9 protein-coding genes and 3 rRNA genes are annotated in these 17,381 nt (G+C 66.7%); 7 read left to right on the top strand and 5 right to left on the bottom strand.

The window, feature by feature from the left end; translation table 11 throughout:
* Positions 1–385 precede the first annotated feature (385 nt).
* Complete coding sequence (locus OG199_RS22605; RefSeq protein ID WP_356807996.1) at positions 386–1,150, bottom strand: helix-turn-helix domain-containing protein; 765 nt, start codon at positions 1,148–1,150, stop codon at positions 386–388.
* 372 nt (positions 1,151–1,522) lie between these two features.
* On the opposite strand from OG199_RS22605, the gene OG199_RS22610 reads away from it, so the two are divergent.
* Positions 1,523–2,899 carry an NAD(P)/FAD-dependent oxidoreductase gene (locus OG199_RS22610; RefSeq protein WP_356807994.1) on the top strand — a complete coding sequence of 459 codons (1,377 nt, stop codon included), beginning with the start codon at positions 1,523–1,525 and terminating at the stop codon, positions 2,897–2,899.
* A 243-nt stretch (positions 2,900–3,142) separates the two neighbouring features.
* Positions 3,143–4,798 carry a SpoIIE family protein phosphatase gene (locus OG199_RS22615; RefSeq protein WP_405830987.1) on the top strand — a complete coding sequence of 552 codons (1,656 nt, stop codon included), beginning with the start codon at positions 3,143–3,145 and terminating at the stop codon, positions 4,796–4,798.
* A gap of 90 nt (positions 4,799–4,888) precedes the next feature.
* Here the strand turns inward: OG199_RS22615 and OG199_RS22620 are convergent, their stop codons facing one another.
* On the bottom strand, positions 4,889–6,163 hold the full coding sequence (locus tag OG199_RS22620; protein WP_356809959.1) for an MFS transporter: 1,275 nt from the start codon (positions 6,161–6,163) through the stop codon (positions 4,889–4,891).
* Between the two features lie 149 nt (positions 6,164–6,312).
* Here OG199_RS22620 and OG199_RS22625 point away from each other — a divergent pair, with 149 nt between their 5' ends.
* The 4 genes from OG199_RS22625 (at position 6,313) to rrf (ending at position 12,682) form a co-directional block, all read left to right on the top strand.
* Positions 6,313–6,864 (top strand): MarR family winged helix-turn-helix transcriptional regulator, encoded by a 552-nt coding sequence (locus OG199_RS22625; protein ID WP_401807656.1) that lies wholly within the window; start codon positions 6,313–6,315, stop codon positions 6,862–6,864.
* Positions 6,865–7,516: 652 nt separating this feature from the next.
* Positions 7,517–9,042: ribosomal RNA gene (locus OG199_RS22630) — 16S ribosomal RNA — on the top strand.
* A gap of 315 nt (positions 9,043–9,357) precedes the next feature.
* Positions 9,358–12,479 (top strand): 23S ribosomal RNA (locus OG199_RS22635).
* Between the two features lie 86 nt (positions 12,480–12,565).
* A 5S ribosomal RNA gene (gene rrf, locus OG199_RS22640) occupies positions 12,566–12,682 on the top strand.
* The 16S, 23S and 5S rRNA genes sit together here, the layout of an rRNA operon.
* A gap of 163 nt (positions 12,683–12,845) precedes the next feature.
* On the opposite strand, the gene OG199_RS22645 is transcribed toward rrf, so the two are convergent.
* Positions 12,846–13,607, bottom strand: coding sequence for a CDP-alcohol phosphatidyltransferase family protein (locus OG199_RS22645; protein WP_356807028.1), 762 nt, complete (start codon positions 13,605–13,607; stop codon positions 12,846–12,848).
* A 215-nt stretch (positions 13,608–13,822) separates the two neighbouring features.
* On the opposite strand from OG199_RS22645, the gene OG199_RS22650 reads away from it, so the two are divergent.
* Positions 13,823–14,368: a GNAT family N-acetyltransferase gene (locus OG199_RS22650; protein ID WP_405830989.1), complete on the top strand. Its 546-nt coding sequence runs from the start codon at positions 13,823–13,825 to the stop codon at positions 14,366–14,368.
* A gap of 57 nt (positions 14,369–14,425) precedes the next feature.
* On the opposite strand, the gene OG199_RS22655 is transcribed toward OG199_RS22650, so the two are convergent.
* Both OG199_RS22655 and OG199_RS22660 read right to left on the bottom strand, forming a co-directional pair.
* Positions 14,426–15,952: a type VI secretion protein gene (locus OG199_RS22655; RefSeq protein ID WP_405830991.1), complete on the bottom strand. Its 1,527-nt coding sequence runs from the start codon at positions 15,950–15,952 to the stop codon at positions 14,426–14,428.
* Between the two features lies 1 nt (position 15,953).
* Positions 15,954–17,378 (bottom strand): ATP-binding protein, encoded by a 1,425-nt coding sequence (locus OG199_RS22660; protein WP_168528847.1) that lies wholly within the window; start codon positions 17,376–17,378, stop codon positions 15,954–15,956.
* Positions 17,379–17,381 lie beyond the last annotated feature (3 nt).

Genomic DNA, 17,381 nt, shown 5'->3' on the forward strand with positions numbered 1-17,381 from the left:
ATAAATGCTTCCAGCACGGAAGTTGCCGCTATGGCCGTTATGCCGTGATCTGCCCGGCACCACCCCTGGAGACCGCAGCGCCCGTGCCCCCCGACGAGGCGGGCGGCACGGGCGGCGTGGTGGTGCGGGTGTCACGGATGGTGCGGGTGTCACGGATGGTGCCGGTGTCACGGATGGTGCCGGTGGCACGGATGTGCGGGTGGTGCGGGTGTCACGGATGGTGCCGGTGGCACGGATGTGCGGGTGGTGCGAGCGCCGCTCGTGGCGCGGATGTACGGCGTGCGTGTACGGCACGCGTGCCGGAGCACCCGCGCGCGGTGGTCCACCGCCGCGGGAAGATCCCGCTGCCGGAACGGTCGGTCCTGGCGGACCGGCCCGAGGGCGCTCACGCCGGACGCGAGCGCAGCCCCTCCAGCAGGATGTCGAGCAACCGGGCCGAGGCCGCGGCCTGCTGGGCGGCGTCCGGCAGCGAGGGCGCCGCCGTGGCGATCACCAGCAGGACGTCCGCCACGGTCACGTCCGTGCGCAGCTCGCCCGCCGCACGCGCCCGGTCCACCAGCCGGCCCACCACGTCGAGCAGCGCGGCCGCCCCGGCGTCGTCGACCACGTTCTCGGGTACCGGCCGCTGCTCCACGAGCCTGAGCTCCGCGCCGAGTTGGGAGCGCTGCTGCGGCACCCGGGCCCCGTCCGCGACGGGCCCGTCCTCCGCGACACCGACCCGCAGGATCTGCGGCGGCAGCAGCCGTCCCGCGCCCGAGGCCACCGACGTCCGCAGGAAGCGCGAGAGCGCCGACCACGGTTCGTCCTCCTGACCGAGCGCCGTGCGTGCCTGGTCGGTGAGCCGGGAGGTCTCCTCCTCGGCTATCCGGCGCACCAGGACGTCCTTGCTCGGGAAGCGCCGGTACACCGTGCCGACACCGACCCGGGCGCGGCGCGCGACGTCCTCCATCGGCGCGCCGTATCCCAGCTCGCCGAAGACCTCGCGCGCCGCGCGCAGTACGTGTTCCAGATTGCGCTGTGCGTCCACGCGCAGCGGCGCCGTCCGTGATCCGTCCGCCGGAACACGGCCGTTGCCGCCCGCTGCCGCGCCGACCGTGCCACCGGATGCGATGGCAGACGCGGAAGACCAATGAGAGTCCTGAATGTGCATAAGCGTTCCCCCGGTAATGACGTCTCCCCCCGGAGACTCCCCGCCATTGGAAGACGGAGCGAGCGGAACAAGCCTGATTCCCGAACCCGCCGCGCGGACTCGTCCAGCACATCCCCCTACACCCCGTCGACACACGAACATAGTTGAGTGGGGGTCAATTCAGAAGGGGCAGGTTCCGCACAGAGCGCCCCCCGATCGGAGTACGGGTCGGATACCTCCCGATTGCGCCCCCTCCGCACCCCCCACCCACTCGCGCTGACCTGCGAATTTCCCTCGTACTCCGGCAAATCGGCCAACCCTCCGCGTTCACGGCAGCCGGTCACACAAATTGTCGAGGCTGTGGACAAACTCCAGAGCTGGGTGCGTCATGGGATGGTGAAGGAACCTGTGCGCATTCTCATCGTCGGCGGCGGCTACGTCGGGATGTACACCGCCCTCCGTCTCCAGCGAAAGTTGAAGCCGGAACTTAAACAGGGTGAGGTCGAGCTCGTCGTCGTCTCGCCCGACCCCTACATGACGTATCAGCCGTTCCTTCCCGAAGCGGCCGCCGGCTCGATCTCCCCGCGCCATGTGGTCGTCCCGCTGCGCCGGGTCCTCGACCGGTGCCGGATCGTGATCGGCGAAGTCCGCTCCATCGACCACGCCCGGCGCACCGCGACACTCAGCACGCTCGCCACCGAGGAAGACGCCGGCACGGAACAGCTCACCTACGACGAACTCGTCCTCGCCCCCGGCTCGATCTCGCGCGCCCTCCCGATCCCCGGTCTCGCCGACTTCGCCATCGGCTTCAAGACCGTCGAGGAGGCCATCGGCCTGCGCAACCACGTCATCGAGCAGATGGACATCGCCTCCTCCACCCGCGACCCCGCGATCCGCGACGCGGCCCTGACCTTCGTCTTCGTAGGAGGCGGGTACGCGGGCGTCGAGGCCCTCGGCGAACTGGAGGACATGGCCCGCTACACCGCGCGCTACTACCACAACATCGAGCCCGCGGACATGAAGTGGATCCTCGTCGAGGCCTCCGACCGCATCCTCCCCGAGGTCGGCGAGGAGATGGGCACGTACACGATCACCCAGCTGCGCCGCCGCAACATCGACGTACGCCTCAAGACCCGCCTCGACTCCTGCGCGGACCGGATCGCCGTCCTCAGTGACGGCGCCCGCTTCCCCACCCGTACGGTCGTGTGGACCGCCGGAGTGAAGCCGCACCCCGTCCTCGCCGCCTCGGACCTGCCGCTGAACGAACGCGGCCGCCTCAAGTGCACCCCCCGGCTCACCGTCGACGGCGCCCCGCACGCGTGGGCCGCGGGAGACGCCGCCGCCGTCCCCGACGTCACCGCCGCGGAGACCGGCAAGGAGACCGCGCCCAACGCCCAGCACGCGGTGCGCCAGGCCGCCGTCCTCGGGGACAACATCGCGCACTCCCTGCGCGGCGAACCGCTCGAGACGTACGCCCACAAATACGTCGGCTCGGTCGCGTCCCTGGGACTGCACAAGGGCGTCGCGCACGTCTACGGCCGCAAGCTGAAGGGCTATCCTGCCTGGTTCATGCACCGCGTCTACCACCTCAGCAGGGTCCCGACCTTCAACCGCAAGGCCCGTGTACTCGCCGAATGGACCTTGGCGGGACTCTTCAAGAGGGAGATCGTGTCGCTCGGATCCCTCGAACACCCCCGAGCGGAGTTCGAACTCGCGGCCGGTGGAAAACATCCACTCGACCCGAAGCTCGACCCGAAGGGGTCGTCCTGACCGGACCCAGGAACTCCACCGATCAGGCAGGCGTCTGACGGATGTCGGTCCGGTCGGCCAGACTGGTCCACGACCTTGGGCGGGCCGCCCGCCCGCTCTCCGCACCCACGAGGCTTCTTCCCAAGCGCCGCACCCCCAGGGGACGCAGAGCCCTCGGCGACCGCGCCGCGGGCCGACCCCGACCGGATCCGGAGCCGACCGGAGACGACCATCACCAGGCAAGGATCACGAGGCAAGGATTCGGTGAATTTCACGCGCTGGAGCGCCCGGCTCCCCGGAACGCAGCGCCGCGCCGCAGCGCGGACCGAGCACATGGCCTCCCCGGACCGGCGAGGTGAAGGGGCCGTGCCCGCGGCCCGCGCCGAGCGGCTGACCGACGACCAGCAGCCCGTCCCCGCTGTCGACGACCTCCCCGTGCGCGAGGTCCTCGACCGCGTCCCGGCCCTCGTCGCCCTCGTGCACGGCCCCCAGCACCGCCTCGCCTACGTCAACGACGCCTACGCGACCGCCTTCGGCGCCCGTCCCGTCGGCGAGCCCGCGGGCGAGGCGCTCCCCGAGCTCGCCGAGACCGGCCTGCTCCCGCTCCTCGACCAGGTCCTGCGCAGCGGCAAGCCGCGGACGGTCAAGTCCCGCAAGGCGCCCGGCGGCCGCTCGTACACCTTCACCTGCACACCCGTCGACGCCACCCCGGACGGCCCCGACGGCGGCGTGCTGATCTTCGCCACCGACGTCACCGACCACGCCGAGGCGGCCGAGCGGCTGCGGGCCAGCGAGCGCCGCCAGCGCGAGACCGCCGTCACCCTCCAGCGCTCCCTGCTCCCCCAGGAGCTGGAGGAGCCCGACGACCTGCGTGTCGCCGCCACCTACCAGCCCGGCGGCACCGAGGCCGCGGTCGGCGGCGACTGGTACGACGTGATCACCCTCGGCGGCGGCCGCACGGCCCTGGTCATCGGCGACGTGATGGGACGAGGGGTGCGCGCCGCCGCCGTCATGGGCCAGCTGCGCACCGCCGTCCGCGCGTACGCCCGTCTCGACCTGCCCCCGCACGAGGTGCTCCAGCTCCTCGACGGCCTGGCCACCGAGATCGACGCCAACCAGATCGCCACCTGCGCGTACGCCGTCCACGACCCCAACGAGGGCCGGCTCGTGTACGCGTCCGCGGGCCACCTCCCGATCCTCGTACGCGACGAGAACGGCACCGTGCTGCGGGCCGACGAACCCACCGGCCCGCCCCTCGGCACCGGAGGCTGGATGCACACGTCGGGCTCGGTCCCCCTGGGACCCGGCTCGACGGCCGTCCTCTACACCGACGGCCTGGTGGAGCGCCGCGACGAGGACCTCGACGAGGGCATCGCCGCTCTGGAGCGCGCCCTCGCCGGCGCCACCGGCACACCCCAGGTCGTCTGCGACCGGCTCGTCCGCTCGGCGGGCGTCACCGCCGACCACGACGACGACGTGGCCGTCCTGGTCCTCCAGCACCCGGCCCGCACGGGCCCCGACGGCGAGCTCTTCCGCAACGCCGCGCTGGAACTGCTGGGCGGGGTGGAAGCCGCCCCCCGCGCGCGGGCCTTCGCCTCCGGCGTCCTGACGAGCTGGCGCTTCCCCCCGGACCTGCACGACCTGGGCGTCCTCGCCACCAGCGAACTCGTCGCCAACTCCCTGCAGCACGGCACCCCGCCGATGCGGCTGCGGCTGCGCCGCACCGACCGCCGCCTGATCATCGAGGTCACCGACGGCGACGACCACCTCCCGCGCCGCCGCCGCGCCGAACCCGCCGACGAGGCCGGCCGGGGCATCGCGATCGTCGCCACGATCGCCTCCGGCTGGGGATCCAGACGCACCCCCGGCGGCGGAAAGGCCGTGTGGTGCGAGTTCGCACTCGCCCGCACCGCCCCCTGAACCGGAACTCCCCTCGCAGGTCCCCCACGGAACGCGGACAGCCGGGCCGTCACCACAGGACGTGGTGACGGCCCGGCTCCGTGCCGTTCGTCAGGCGCTCGCCGCCACCGGCTCCGCCGGCGCCCCGCCCTGAGCGACCACCCGGCTCCTCGCCAGCCACGGCTGGTTCTGCACCGGACTGAGCTGCCGCCCGAGCCGCACCGCCAGGACCGTGATGCCCAGCGAGAACAGCAGGAACGTCACGACGTACGGCCCGTGCAGCGAGGCCCCCATCGGACCGCCCACCGCCGGCCCGATGGCCAGCGCGAGCTGCTTCACCAGGGCGAAGGCGGAGTTGTACTGCCCCGCGAGGCCCGCCGGTGCCAGATCGGCGACCAGCGGCGCGACGGTCGGCGACAGCATCGCCTCGCCGAGCCCGAAGAGCGCGTACGTCGAGACGAACGCGGCCGTCGCCATGGTCCGGCTGCCGTGCCCGAGGCCCGCGTACCCGGCCGCGACCCACGCGACGGCCCAGATGAGCCCCACCGTGGCGATCACCCGGGACCGCTTCCGGCGCTCCACGAGCTTCAGCACGGCGAACTGCGCCACCACGATCATCGCCGTGTTCGCCGCCATCGCCGTCCCGAGCGCGGAGGTGGAGATCCCGGCCGCCTCGACGCCGTACGCGGAAAGCCCCGACTCGAACTGCCCGTAGCAGGCGAAGAACAGCACGAAGCCCAGCACGGACAGCTGCACCATGGCCCGGTTGCCGAGCAGCTGCTTCCAGCTGCCGCCCCTGGCCTGCGGTGCCTCGTCCCGGATCCGAGGCGCGCGCGGCATCCGCACCGTCGCCATGATCACGACGAGCACCAGGAACATCGCCGCCTCGATCCCGAACAGCAGCGTGAACGAACCCGCCCGGGTCGTGTCGACGATGTGGCCGCCGATCAGACCACCGACCCCGAGCCCGAGGTTCTGCAGGAAGAACTGAGTGGCGAAGGCGCGCGAACGGGTGTCCGCGGTGGAACAGTCCACGATCATCGTCGCCAGCGCCGGCTGCATCACGGCCTGCCCGGCACCGAGCGCGGCCGCCGACAGCACCACGGTCGTGGCACTGCTCGCGAGCCCCAGGCTCAGCGCTCCGAGGGCGGCCGTGGCCAGGGCGGTGAGCAGGACCGGCAGCGGACCGCGCCGGACGATGGCGCGCCCGGCGAACGGCAGCACCACGAGCGCGGCCACGGCGAAGACGGCGAGCACGATGCCCGCCGTCATGGAGCCGAGTCCCCGCACCTGCGCCACATAGACATAGAGGAAGGGGACGGTAAAGCCGAGCCCGAACGCTCCGAGTGCGTTGCCTACGTGGATCCGGCGCATCGCTGCGCCCATCGCCCTGGTCACTTTCACCTGCCTTGGTCGCGAAGCACAGGCCTGCACCCCGAAGGGTGCAAGCCTGAAGACTTCGAAGCTAAAGTTAGAAGTTGAACTCTACACCTAGAAGGACTTCAACGCCAAGCGAGCCATGCGATACTTCGGCCATGGCCGACACCCCCGGCGTCAGCGGCGAGCCGACCCTCGAAGAGCAGATCGCCGCCTATCAGCGCGAGTTCCAGGACCTCGACCCCCAGGTCGAGAAGATCGTCTCGGCGCTCGGCCGGCTCAATCGCCGGATGCACGTCGCCTACGGCCGTCAGACCGCCAACCTCGGCATCAGCAACGCCGAGTGGGAGGTCCTCAAGGCCCTCGTGCTCTCCGGTGCCCCCTACCGCATGGGTCCGAGCGACCTGGCGAAGCGGCTGGGGCTGACCCCGGCCGCGATGACCCACCGGATCGACCGCCTGGTCGCGGAAGGGCTCGTCACCAGGGAGCGCGACGAGTCGAACCGGGTGCGGGTCATCGTGGAGCTGACGGGCGAGGGGCGCGAGAAGTGGCTGGAGGCCATGCGCCTGGCCACGGTCTTCGAGGAGGACCTCCTCCAGGACCTCTCCGCCGAGGAGCGCGGTGTCCTGGGCGAGGTCCTGACGCGGCTCCTCCGCCGCGTGGAGCACGCGCAGCCGGACGCCGGCGGTCGACTCACCGACCTCGATTAAAGATCTTGACAGAGGCGGTTGACATACCCCTCGTGGCTCCGTAAGGTTCTTCGAGTTGCCACGGGGCCGTAACGGTTCTCCGGTAGCACCTCCGCCGCGGACGCGGCACCCAAACCACCAGCACGATCTCCCAGCCGGGGCGAATTCGGTGTGCCCGAATTCAATTCGAATGGGCTCGGCGGTCCGATTAGGACCTGCCGGGAGGATCCGCTAAAGTTCGGGACGTCGGAACGGCCCAACAGCCGGGAAGACAAGCCCCTCTGACTGGGAATCAGGCCCGAAAGGATCTGATAGAGTCGGAACCGCCGGAAAGGGAAACGCGAAAGCGGAAACCTGGAAAGCACCGAGGAAATCGGATACGGAAACGGTCTGATAGAGTCGGAAACGCAAGACCGAAGGGAAGCGCCCGGAGGAAAGCCCGAGAGGGTGAGTACAAAGGAAGCGTCCGTTCCTTGAGAACTCAACAGCGTGCCAAAAATCAACGCCAGATATGTTGATACCCCGTCTCCGGCCGACCGGTCGGGGCGAGGTTCCTTTGAAAAAGTCCCGCTCCTTGACTGGGGTGGGCGCACAGCGAGGACGCTGTGAACCGGGAGGATTATTCCTCTTCCTGGTTCCGCTCTCGTGGTGTCGTCCCGATTACGGGAAAACATTCACGGAGAGTTTGATCCTGGCTCAGGACGAACGCTGGCGGCGTGCTTAACACATGCAAGTCGAACGATGAAGCCCTTCGGGGTGGATTAGTGGCGAACGGGTGAGTAACACGTGGGCAATCTGCCCTTCACTCTGGGACAAGCCCTGGAAACGGGGTCTAATACCGGATAATACCTGCCTGGGCATCTGGGTGGGTTGAAAGCTCCGGCGGTGAAGGATGAGCCCGCGGCCTATCAGCTTGTTGGTGAGGTAGTGGCTCACCAAGGCGACGACGGGTAGCCGGCCTGAGAGGGCGACCGGCCACACTGGGACTGAGACACGGCCCAGACTCCTACGGGAGGCAGCAGTGGGGAATATTGCACAATGGGCGAAAGCCTGATGCAGCGACGCCGCGTGAGGGATGACGGCCTTCGGGTTGTAAACCTCTTTCAGCAGGGAAGAAGCGAAAGTGACGGTACCTGCAGAAGAAGCGCCGGCTAACTACGTGCCAGCAGCCGCGGTAATACGTAGGGCGCAAGCGTTGTCCGGAATTATTGGGCGTAAAGAGCTCGTAGGCGGCTTGTCACGTCGGGTGTGAAAGCCCGGGGCTTAACCCCGGGTCTGCATTCGATACGGGCTAGCTAGAGTGTGGTAGGGGAGATCGGAATTCCTGGTGTAGCGGTGAAATGCGCAGATATCAGGAGGAACACCGGTGGCGAAGGCGGATCTCTGGGCCATTACTGACGCTGAGGAGCGAAAGCGTGGGGAGCGAACAGGATTAGATACCCTGGTAGTCCACGCCGTAAACGGTGGGAACTAGGTGTTGGCGACATTCCACGTCGTCGGTGCCGCAGCTAACGCATTAAGTTCCCCGCCTGGGGAGTACGGCCGCAAGGCTAAAACTCAAAGGAATTGACGGGGGCCCGCACAAGCAGCGGAGCATGTGGCTTAATTCGACGCAACGCGAAGAACCTTACCAAGGCTTGACATACACCGGAAAGCATTAGAGATAGTGCCCCCCTTGTGGTCGGTGTACAGGTGGTGCATGGCTGTCGTCAGCTCGTGTCGTGAGATGTTGGGTTAAGTCCCGCAACGAGCGCAACCCTTGTTCTGTGTTGCCAGCATGCCCTTCGGGGTGATGGGGACTCACAGGAGACTGCCGGGGTCAACTCGGAGGAAGGTGGGGACGACGTCAAGTCATCATGCCCCTTATGTCTTGGGCTGCACACGTGCTACAATGGCAGGTACAATGAGCTGCGAAGCCGTGAGGCGGAGCGAATCTCAAAAAGCCTGTCTCAGTTCGGATTGGGGTCTGCAACTCGACCCCATGAAGTCGGAGTTGCTAGTAATCGCAGATCAGCATTGCTGCGGTGAATACGTTCCCGGGCCTTGTACACACCGCCCGTCACGTCACGAAAGTCGGTAACACCCGAAGCCGGTGGCCCAACCCCTTGTGGGAGGGAGCTGTCGAAGGTGGGACTGGCGATTGGGACGAAGTCGTAACAAGGTAGCCGTACCGGAAGGTGCGGCTGGATCACCTCCTTTCTAAGGAGCACTTCTTACCGATCCCTCCGGGGTGAGGTCAGAGGCCACTACGTCGGCAAATGTTCGACGGTGGTTGCTCATGGGTGGAACGTTGATTATTCGGCACTTTCAGTCATCTCGGGCTGCCAGTACTGCTCTTCGGAGCGTGGAAAGCTGATCATGAGTGGCGAGGGTGTCGGGCACGCTGTTGGGTGTCTGAAGGTACGGCCGATTGTTGGCTGCCTTCAGTGCCGGCCCCAGTGAACTTGCCTTCCGGGCAGGGTGATGGGTGGTTGGTCGTTGTTTGAGAACTGCACAGTGGACGCGAGCATCTGTGGCCAAGTTTTTAAGGGCGCACGGTGGATGCCTTGGCACCAGGAACCGATGAAGGACGTGGGAGGCCACGATAGTCCCCGGGGAGTCGTCAACCAGGCTTTGATCCGGGGGTTTCCGAATGGGGAAACCCGGCAGTCGTCATGGGCTGTCACCCTTGCCTGAACACATAGGGCAAGTGGAGGGAACGCGGGGAAGTGAAACATCTCAGTACCCGCAGGAAGAGAAAACAACCGTGATTCCGGGAGTAGTGGCGAGCGAAACTGGATGAGGCCAAACCATATGCGTGTGAGACCCGGCAGGGGTTGCGTATGTGGGGTTGTGGGATTTCTCTTTCACGGTCTGCCGGCCGTGAGACGAGTCAGAAACCGTTGATGTAGGCGAAGGACATGCGAAAGGTCCGGCGTAGAGGGTAAGACCCCCGTAGTCGAAACGTCAACGGCTCGTTTGAGAAACACCCAAGTAGCACGGGGCCCGAGAAATCCCGTGTGAATCTGGCGGGACCACCCGCTAAGCCTAAATATTCCCTGGTGACCGATAGCGGATAGTACCGTGAGGGAATGGTGAAAAGTACCGCGGGAGCGGAGTGAAATAGTACCTGAAACCGTGTGCCTACAAGCCGTGGGAGCGTCGGGCAAGCACTTGTGCTTGCCTCGTGACTGCGTGCCTTTTGAAGAATGAGCCTGCGAGTTTGCGGTGTGTTGCGAGGTTAACCCGTGTGGGGAAGCCGTAGCGAAAGCGAGTCCGAATAGGGCGATTTAGTAGCGCGCTCAAGACCCGAAGCGGAGTGATCTAGCCATGGGCAGGTTGAAGCGGCTGTAAGAGGTCGTGGAGGACCGAACCCACCAGGGTTGAAAACCTGGGGGATGACCTGTGGTTAGGGGTGAAAGGCCAATCAAACTCCGTGATAGCTGGTTCTCCCCGAAATGCATTTAGGTGCAGCGTCGTGTGTTTCTTGCCGGAGGTAGAGCACTGGATAGGCGATGGGCCCTACCGGGTTACTGACCTTAGCCAAACTCCGAATGCCGGTAAGTGAGAGCGCGGCAGTGAGACTGTGGGGGATAAGCTCCATGGTCGAGAGGGAAACAGCCCAGAGCATCGACTAAGGCCCCTAAGCGTACGCTAAGTGGGAAAGGATGTGGAGTCGCACAGACAACCAGGAGGTTGGCTTAGAAGCAGCCACCCTTGAAAGAGTGCGTAATAGCTCACTGGTCTAGTGATTCCGCGCCGACAATGTAGCGGGGCTCAAGCGTACCGCCGAAGTCGTGTCATTGCAGCAATAGGGCCAACGCCTGCTGTGATGGGTAGGGGAGCGTCGTGTGCCGGGTGAAGCCGCGCCGGAAGGCAGTGGTGGACGGTTCACGAGTGAGAATGCAGGCATGAGTAGCGATACACACGTGAGAAACGTGTGCGCCGATTGACTAAGGGTTCCTGGGTCAAGCTGATCTGCCCAGGGTAAGTCGGGACCTAAGGCGAGGCCGACAGGCGTAGTCGATGGATAACCGGTTGATATTCCGGTACCCGCTGTGAAGCGTCAAACATTGAACCAGGCGATGCTAAGTCCGTGAAGCCGCCCTGGAGCCTTCGGGCAAAGGGGAGTGGTGGAGCCGATGGTCCAGACCTGTAGTAGGTGAGTGATGGGGTGACGCAGGAAGGTAGTCCATCCCGGGCGGTGGTTGTCCCGGGGTAAGGGTGTAGGCCGTGTGATAGGTAAATCCGTCGCACATCAAGGCTGAGACCTGATGCCGAGCCGATTGTGGTGAAGTGGATGATCCTATGCTGTCGAGAAAAGCCTCTAGCGAGTTTCATGGCGGCCCGTACCCTAAACCGACTCAGGTGGTCAGGTAGAGAATACCGAGGCGTTCGGGTGAACTATGGTTAAGGAACTCGGCAAAATGCCCCCGTAACTTCGGGAGAAGGGGGGCCATCACTGGTGATCCGATTTACTCGGTGAGCTGGGGGTGGCCGCAGAGACCAGCGAGAAGCGACTGTTTACTAAAAACACAGGTCCGTGCGAAGCCGTAAGGCGATGTATACGGACTGACGCCTGCCCGGTGCTGGAACGTTAAGGGGACCGGTTAGTCAAACTTCGGTTTGGCGAAGCTGAGAACTTAAGCGCCAGTAAACGGCGGTGGTAACTATAACCATCCTAAGGTAGCGAAATTCCTTGTCGGGTAAGTTCCGACCTGCACGAATGGCGTAACGACTTCTCGACTGTCTCAACCATAGGCCCGGTGAAATTGCACTACGAGTAAAGATGCTCGTTTCGCGCAGCAGGACGGAAAGACCCCGGGACCTTTACTACAGTTTGATATTGGTGTTCGGTTCGGCTTGTGTAGGATAGCTGGGAGACTTTGAAGTCATGGCGCCAGCCATGGTGGAGTCGTCGTTGAAATACCAGTCTGGTCGTGCTGGATGTCTAACCTGGGTCCGTGATCCGGATCAGGGACAGTGTCTGATGGGTAGTTTAACTGGGGCGGTTGCCTCCTAAAGAGTAACGGAGGCGCCCAAAGGTTCCCTCAGCCTGGTTGGTAATCAGGTGTTGAGTGTAAGTGCACAAGGGAGCTTGACTGTGAGACCGACGGGTCGAGCAGGGACGAAAGTCGGGACTAGTGATCCGGCGGTGGCTTGTGGAAGCGCCGTCGCTCAACGGATAAAAGGTACCCCGGGGATAACAGGCTGATCTTCCCCAAGAGTCCATATCGACGGGATGGTTTGGCACCTCGATGTCGGCTCGTCGCATCCTGGGGCTGGAGTCGGTCCCAAGGGTTGGGCTGTTCGCCCATTAAAGCGGTACGCGAGCTGGGTTTAGAACGTCGTGAGACAGTTCGGTCCCTATCCGCTGTGCGCGTAGGAATATTGAGAAGGGCTGTCCCTAGTACGAGAGGACCGGGACGGACGAACCTCTGGTGTGCCAGTTGTCCTGCCAAGGGCATGGCTGGTTGGCTACGTTCGGGAGGGATAACCGCTGAAAGCATCTAAGCGGGAAGCCTGCTTCGAGATGAGTATTCCCACCCCCTTTGAGGGGTTAAGGCTCCCAGTAGACGACTGGGTTGATAGGCCGGATCTGGAAGGCGGGTAACCGCTGGAGGTGACCGGTACTAATAGGCCGAGGGCTTGTCCTCAGTTGCTCGCGTCCACTGTGTTGGTTCTGAAACCACGAACAACCGTCGTAGCTTTGCCACGGCTCCGGTTGACAGTTTCATAGTGTTTCGGTGGTCATAGCGTGAGGGAAACGCCCGGTTACATTCCGAACCCGGAAGCTAAGCCTTACAGCGCCGATGGTACTGCAGGGGGGACCCTGTGGGAGAGTAGGACGCCGCCGAACAAATTTTGAGAAGAAGCCCCAACTCTGGGATAGAACCCGCGAGTTGGGGCTTCTTCGCGTTTCCGGTCCGGTGCCGGCTCCCCGATGCCCGTACAGACGTTCAGCCCCCACCCCCGTTCCCGGGAGTGGGGGCTGAACGCGTTGAGGACTGCTCTGGGCGCCGCTACTTCAGGCGGGACGAAGCGACGATCGAGACGATGTGCGCGGGGACGAGCAGCCACACGATGACCGTCACACCCACCGTCGCGACACGCGTCGCCGTCAGATCGCCGAGTGCGAGGTCGACGACCGCGGTCACGAGCAGCAGCAGGGTGCACTCGATGCCGTTGACCAGGCGGTGGAGGCCGACCGCGGAGGTGAGACGTCGTATCCGGGCGAGGCCGCTGGAGCGCGGGACGACGGACTGGTCGGTCGCCTTCTCCATGCCGCTGTCGGAGCGGGCCACGTGCACGAGGTCCGAGGACGACTTCAGGAGCAGGACGCCGATGGCCGCCGCGAGGCCGGCCACCAGGTAGGGGTCCAGGCCGAGTTCGGAGGCGCGGATGCCCATGCCGACCATCACGGCGGCGTCGGCGAGATAGGCACCGAGACGGTCCAGGTAGACGCCGAGCGGGCTGTACTGCCGTCGCCAGCGGGCGACCTCACCGTCCACGCAGTCCAGGAGAAGGTACAGCTGCATGAAGACGACGGAGAGCACGGCACCGCCCAGACCCGGCAGGACCAGGGCGACTCCGGAGAGCACGCCCGCGACGACCATCACGGCCGTGATCTGGTTGGGCGAGAAGCGGGTCCCGAGAGCCAGCCGTGTCACCCGGAGGGAAACGGAACGCATGTAGAGGCGGCCGGCCCAGTGCTCCGCCCTGCTCTCCAGCTTGCCCGGAGGGTGGATGACGTGACGGAGTTCTTCGAGTTGGACCTTGGGCATGCGTCGTTCTCCCTGGCAAACCGGCGACAGTAAGAGTCAATTCCGCGTCGTGGCAACGTCGTCGGGGACGTCGCACAGCACGTCGTACAGGGAAGAGCATGACGGGGGCCTGGACCACGGGCATCGGCAGGGTGGATCTCCGGGGTCGGCAGGGTGGAACTCCGGGGGCGGAAAACCGGATGAGCGCGGAGACGCCCGGGCATTACCGTGGCCGCATGAACCAAGAGATCCGTTCCATACGGGCCGACGATTGGCGTTCGGTGAAGGAGCTCCGGCTCGTCGCGCTGCGGGACCCCGTCGCACATCTCGCCTTCGTGGAGACGTACGAGGAGTCCCTGGCGCGGCCCGACTCGTTCTGGCAGGAACGGGCCGCCGGGGCCGCCGAAGGCGTGCTCGAGCGGCGGCAGTTCGTCGCCGTCGACCCGGACGGGGTGTGGACCGGCTCCGTGGTCGTGCTGGTCGAGAAGGCCGGCGAGCTGGACATTCTCGGGAATGTGAGCGAGCGGGACCAGGGACATCTGGTGGGCGTCTTCGTACGGCCCGAGCACCGGGGAAGCGGTGTGACGGACGCGCTCTTCGATGCCGCGCTCGCGTGGGCCTGGGAGATCGGCCTGGAGCGGGTGCGGCTGTTCGTGCACGAGAAGAACGGGCGCGCCGAGGCCTTCTACCGCCGGACCGGGTTCGCGCCGACCGGCGGGAGCACGCCGTCCGTGGGGGACAAGGGAGCACGGGATCTGGAGTTCGTGATCACACGGTCCTAGGGGGGTGCTGGGTGGATCACGCGGTGGTGGCCCTCGACGGACGGCTGACCCCTGTTGTCAGAGCGGGAGTTCGTACTGCGGCCAGCGGGACCTGCCCTGTTCCCGGGAGCGGAGCAGGACCAGGGTCGGCAGGCCCAGGCCCGCTCCGGCGGTCAGCAGGTCGGGGAGCTGAGGGAGCGGGGCGACGGCGGCCACGTCGTCCAGGACGAGCGCAAGTGGTGGGTCGAGGCGACCGGAGGATGACCGTTCGGCCATGCGGCGGCCGCGCTCGACCACGCTTGAGGCGAGGGCCGTCAGGAGCGGCATGGCGCCGGGATTCGCCCTGGGATCCTCGATGGGTTCACCGACCACATAAAGCGTGCCCCCTTCGTTCACGAAGGAATCCAGCGCGAGGGCGTCACTTCGGTTCGGCGTGCAGGATTCGCGGATGTTGACCGTGAACAGGGAGGACAGGGCGCGGGCCGTCAACTCCTGCGCTATGTCACGGCGTTCGGGGTGCGAGGTGAGCGCGGCCTCGAGTTCGCCCGCCGCGCCGGAAGCGGCCTTGGGGTTCGTGCGCAGGGCTCGTACCGCGTCCTGGACCTGGGATCCCTGGGCCCAGCGGTGGACGTGCCGGAAGGCCTTGCCCTCCACGGCGGCGGCGTGCAGATAGCTCCGCAGGAGCGTTTCGGCGACGTCGGCCATGGCGTGGTCGACCTTGGCGGTGGGGCGCACGGGGGCCAGCAGCGCCGCGGCTCTGGCCGCCGCCGTGGCCCTGTCCTCGCAGCCGGCGGCGGGGGACCAGTGGAGCCGGGCCGGGGTGTCGCAGCGGTGGGTGGGGTCGTAGAGGAGGACCGGGCCGAGCTTGGCCCGGGCGTCCTTGGTCTCCGACCAGGTTCTCGGGTCCGAGGTGACGACCAGCACGGGGCCCTCCGCGTCCCGTACGGCCTGGGCGGCGGTGGGGCGACGGGCCTCGGCGGGGCCGAGGACGACCGCGCCCGCGGCCGGGGTCCCGTCCCAGCCGGCCGCCCGTGGACCGGCGGCCGCCAGGGGAGCCGGCGTCGTCCGCGCGGCCTCCGTGGGGAGTTCGGCCGGTTCGGGTGCGGGCCGGGGTACCGGGACCTCGTGACGCGCGGGTTCCTCGGCGCTCTTCGGGACCTCGGCGTACGGCTGGGCCGGTTCTGGCGCGGGTTCGGGTGCACGGGCGGCCACGTGGGCCTGAGGCGCGTACGCGCCCGCCTTCCGCCGTGCCCGCACCGCCCGCCACCGAGCCACCGTGCCCATCACGAACACCGTCAGCACGACCAGCACCATCAACTGCCCGATGAACAGACCCCAGAAGAGCCCGTACCCCGACAACTGGCCGGCGGGGGTGTCCGGCCAGGCGCCCGCCACGTCCTGTGGCTGCCCGATCAGATGGCGCAGGGCCAGGGGCGTACGGGCGACGGTGACCGCCGCCGGCCAGGCTCCCCGGGCCAGCCATCCGGCGAGCCCGGTGGCGGACCACACCAGCAGGGTCATGCCGAGGAGGAAGCCCAGTACGCCCACCAGCAGACCGTCGGGGACGCCCCCCGCCCGCTCCCGTTCCCGCTCGTCCGGTCTCATCTCATGCCACCGTGGACTCGGACGTGCCGTCGAGATCGCTGAGGTGCTGTTCCACGAAGGCCGCCGCCCGCTCCTCGGCCTCCAGTTCCGCGGCGCGCAGCGCGTCGTCGGCGAGGTGGTCCGCGGAGGACTCGGTCATGGCGCGGTCGGTGAAGACGAGGGGCCGCTCGGTCTCCGTGATCAGGTGTTTGACGACCTGTACGTTGCCGTTGACGTCCCAGACCGCGATGCCCGGGGTCAGGGTCGGGATGATCTCCACGGCCCACCGGGGCAGGCCGATCACCCGTCCCGTCGCCCGTGCCTCGTCGGCCTTCTGGGCGTAGATCGTGCGGGTGGACGCCATCTTCAGGATCGCCGCGGCCTCCTTGGCGGCCGCACCGTCGACCACGTCGCTCAGGTGGTGCACCACCGCCACGAAGGACAGGCCGAGGCGTCGGCCGAACTTCAGCAGGCGCTGGAAGAGCTGGGCGACGAAGGGGCTGTTGATGATGTGCCACGCCTCCTCCACCAGGAAGATGCGCTTCTTGCGGTCGGGCCGGATCCAGGTGTGCTCCAGCCACACGCCGACGATCGCCATCAGGATGGGCATGGCGATGGAGTTGCGGTCGATGTGGGAGAGGTCGAAGACGATGAGCGGGGCGTCCAGGTCGATGCCGACCGTCGTGGGGCCGTCGAACATGCCCCTGAGGTCACCGTCGACCAACCGGTCGAGCACCAGGGCCACGTCCAGGCCCCAGGCCCGTACGTCGTCTATGGCGACGTTCATCGCCTCGGCCGACTCCGGTTCGGGGTGGCGCAGTTGCTCGACGATGTCCATCAGGACCGGCTGGCGCTCGACGATCGTCTCGTTCACGTAGGCGTGCGCGACCTTCAGCGCGAAGCCGGACCGCTCGTCGAGGCCGTGGCCCATCGCGACCTCGATGATGGTCCGCAGCAGGGCCAGCTGGCCGGTGGTGGTGATCGCCGGGTCGAGCGGGTTGAGCCGGATCCCCATGTCCAGGGCGGCCGTGGGGTCGAGGCGGATGGGAGTTATTCCCAGCTCCTCCGCGATGAGGTTCCATTCGCCGACCCCGTCCTCGCCCTGGGCGTCGAGCACGACGACCTGCCGGTCGCGGAAGCGCAGCTGGCGCAGGACGTAGGTCTTCTCCAGGGCCGACTTGCCGTTGCCGGACTCGCCGAGGACCAGCCAGTGCGGGGCCGGGAGCTGCTGCCCGTACAGCTGGAAGGGGTCGTAGATGTATCCCTTCCCGGAGTACACCTCGCGTCCGATGATGACGCCGGAGTCGCCGAGGCCGGGTGCGGCGGTGGGCAGGTAGACGGCCTGGGCCTGGCCCGTGGAGGTGCGGACCGGCAGCCGGGTCGTCTCGACCTTGCCGAAGAGGAAGGACGTGAAGGTGTCGGTGGCGGCGGACAGCGGATCCCGCATCAG

This window comes from Streptomyces sp. NBC_01176 (genome assembly GCF_045039825.1).
In the GTDB taxonomy this organism is placed as follows: Bacteria; Actinomycetota; Actinomycetes; order Streptomycetales; family Streptomycetaceae; genus Streptomyces.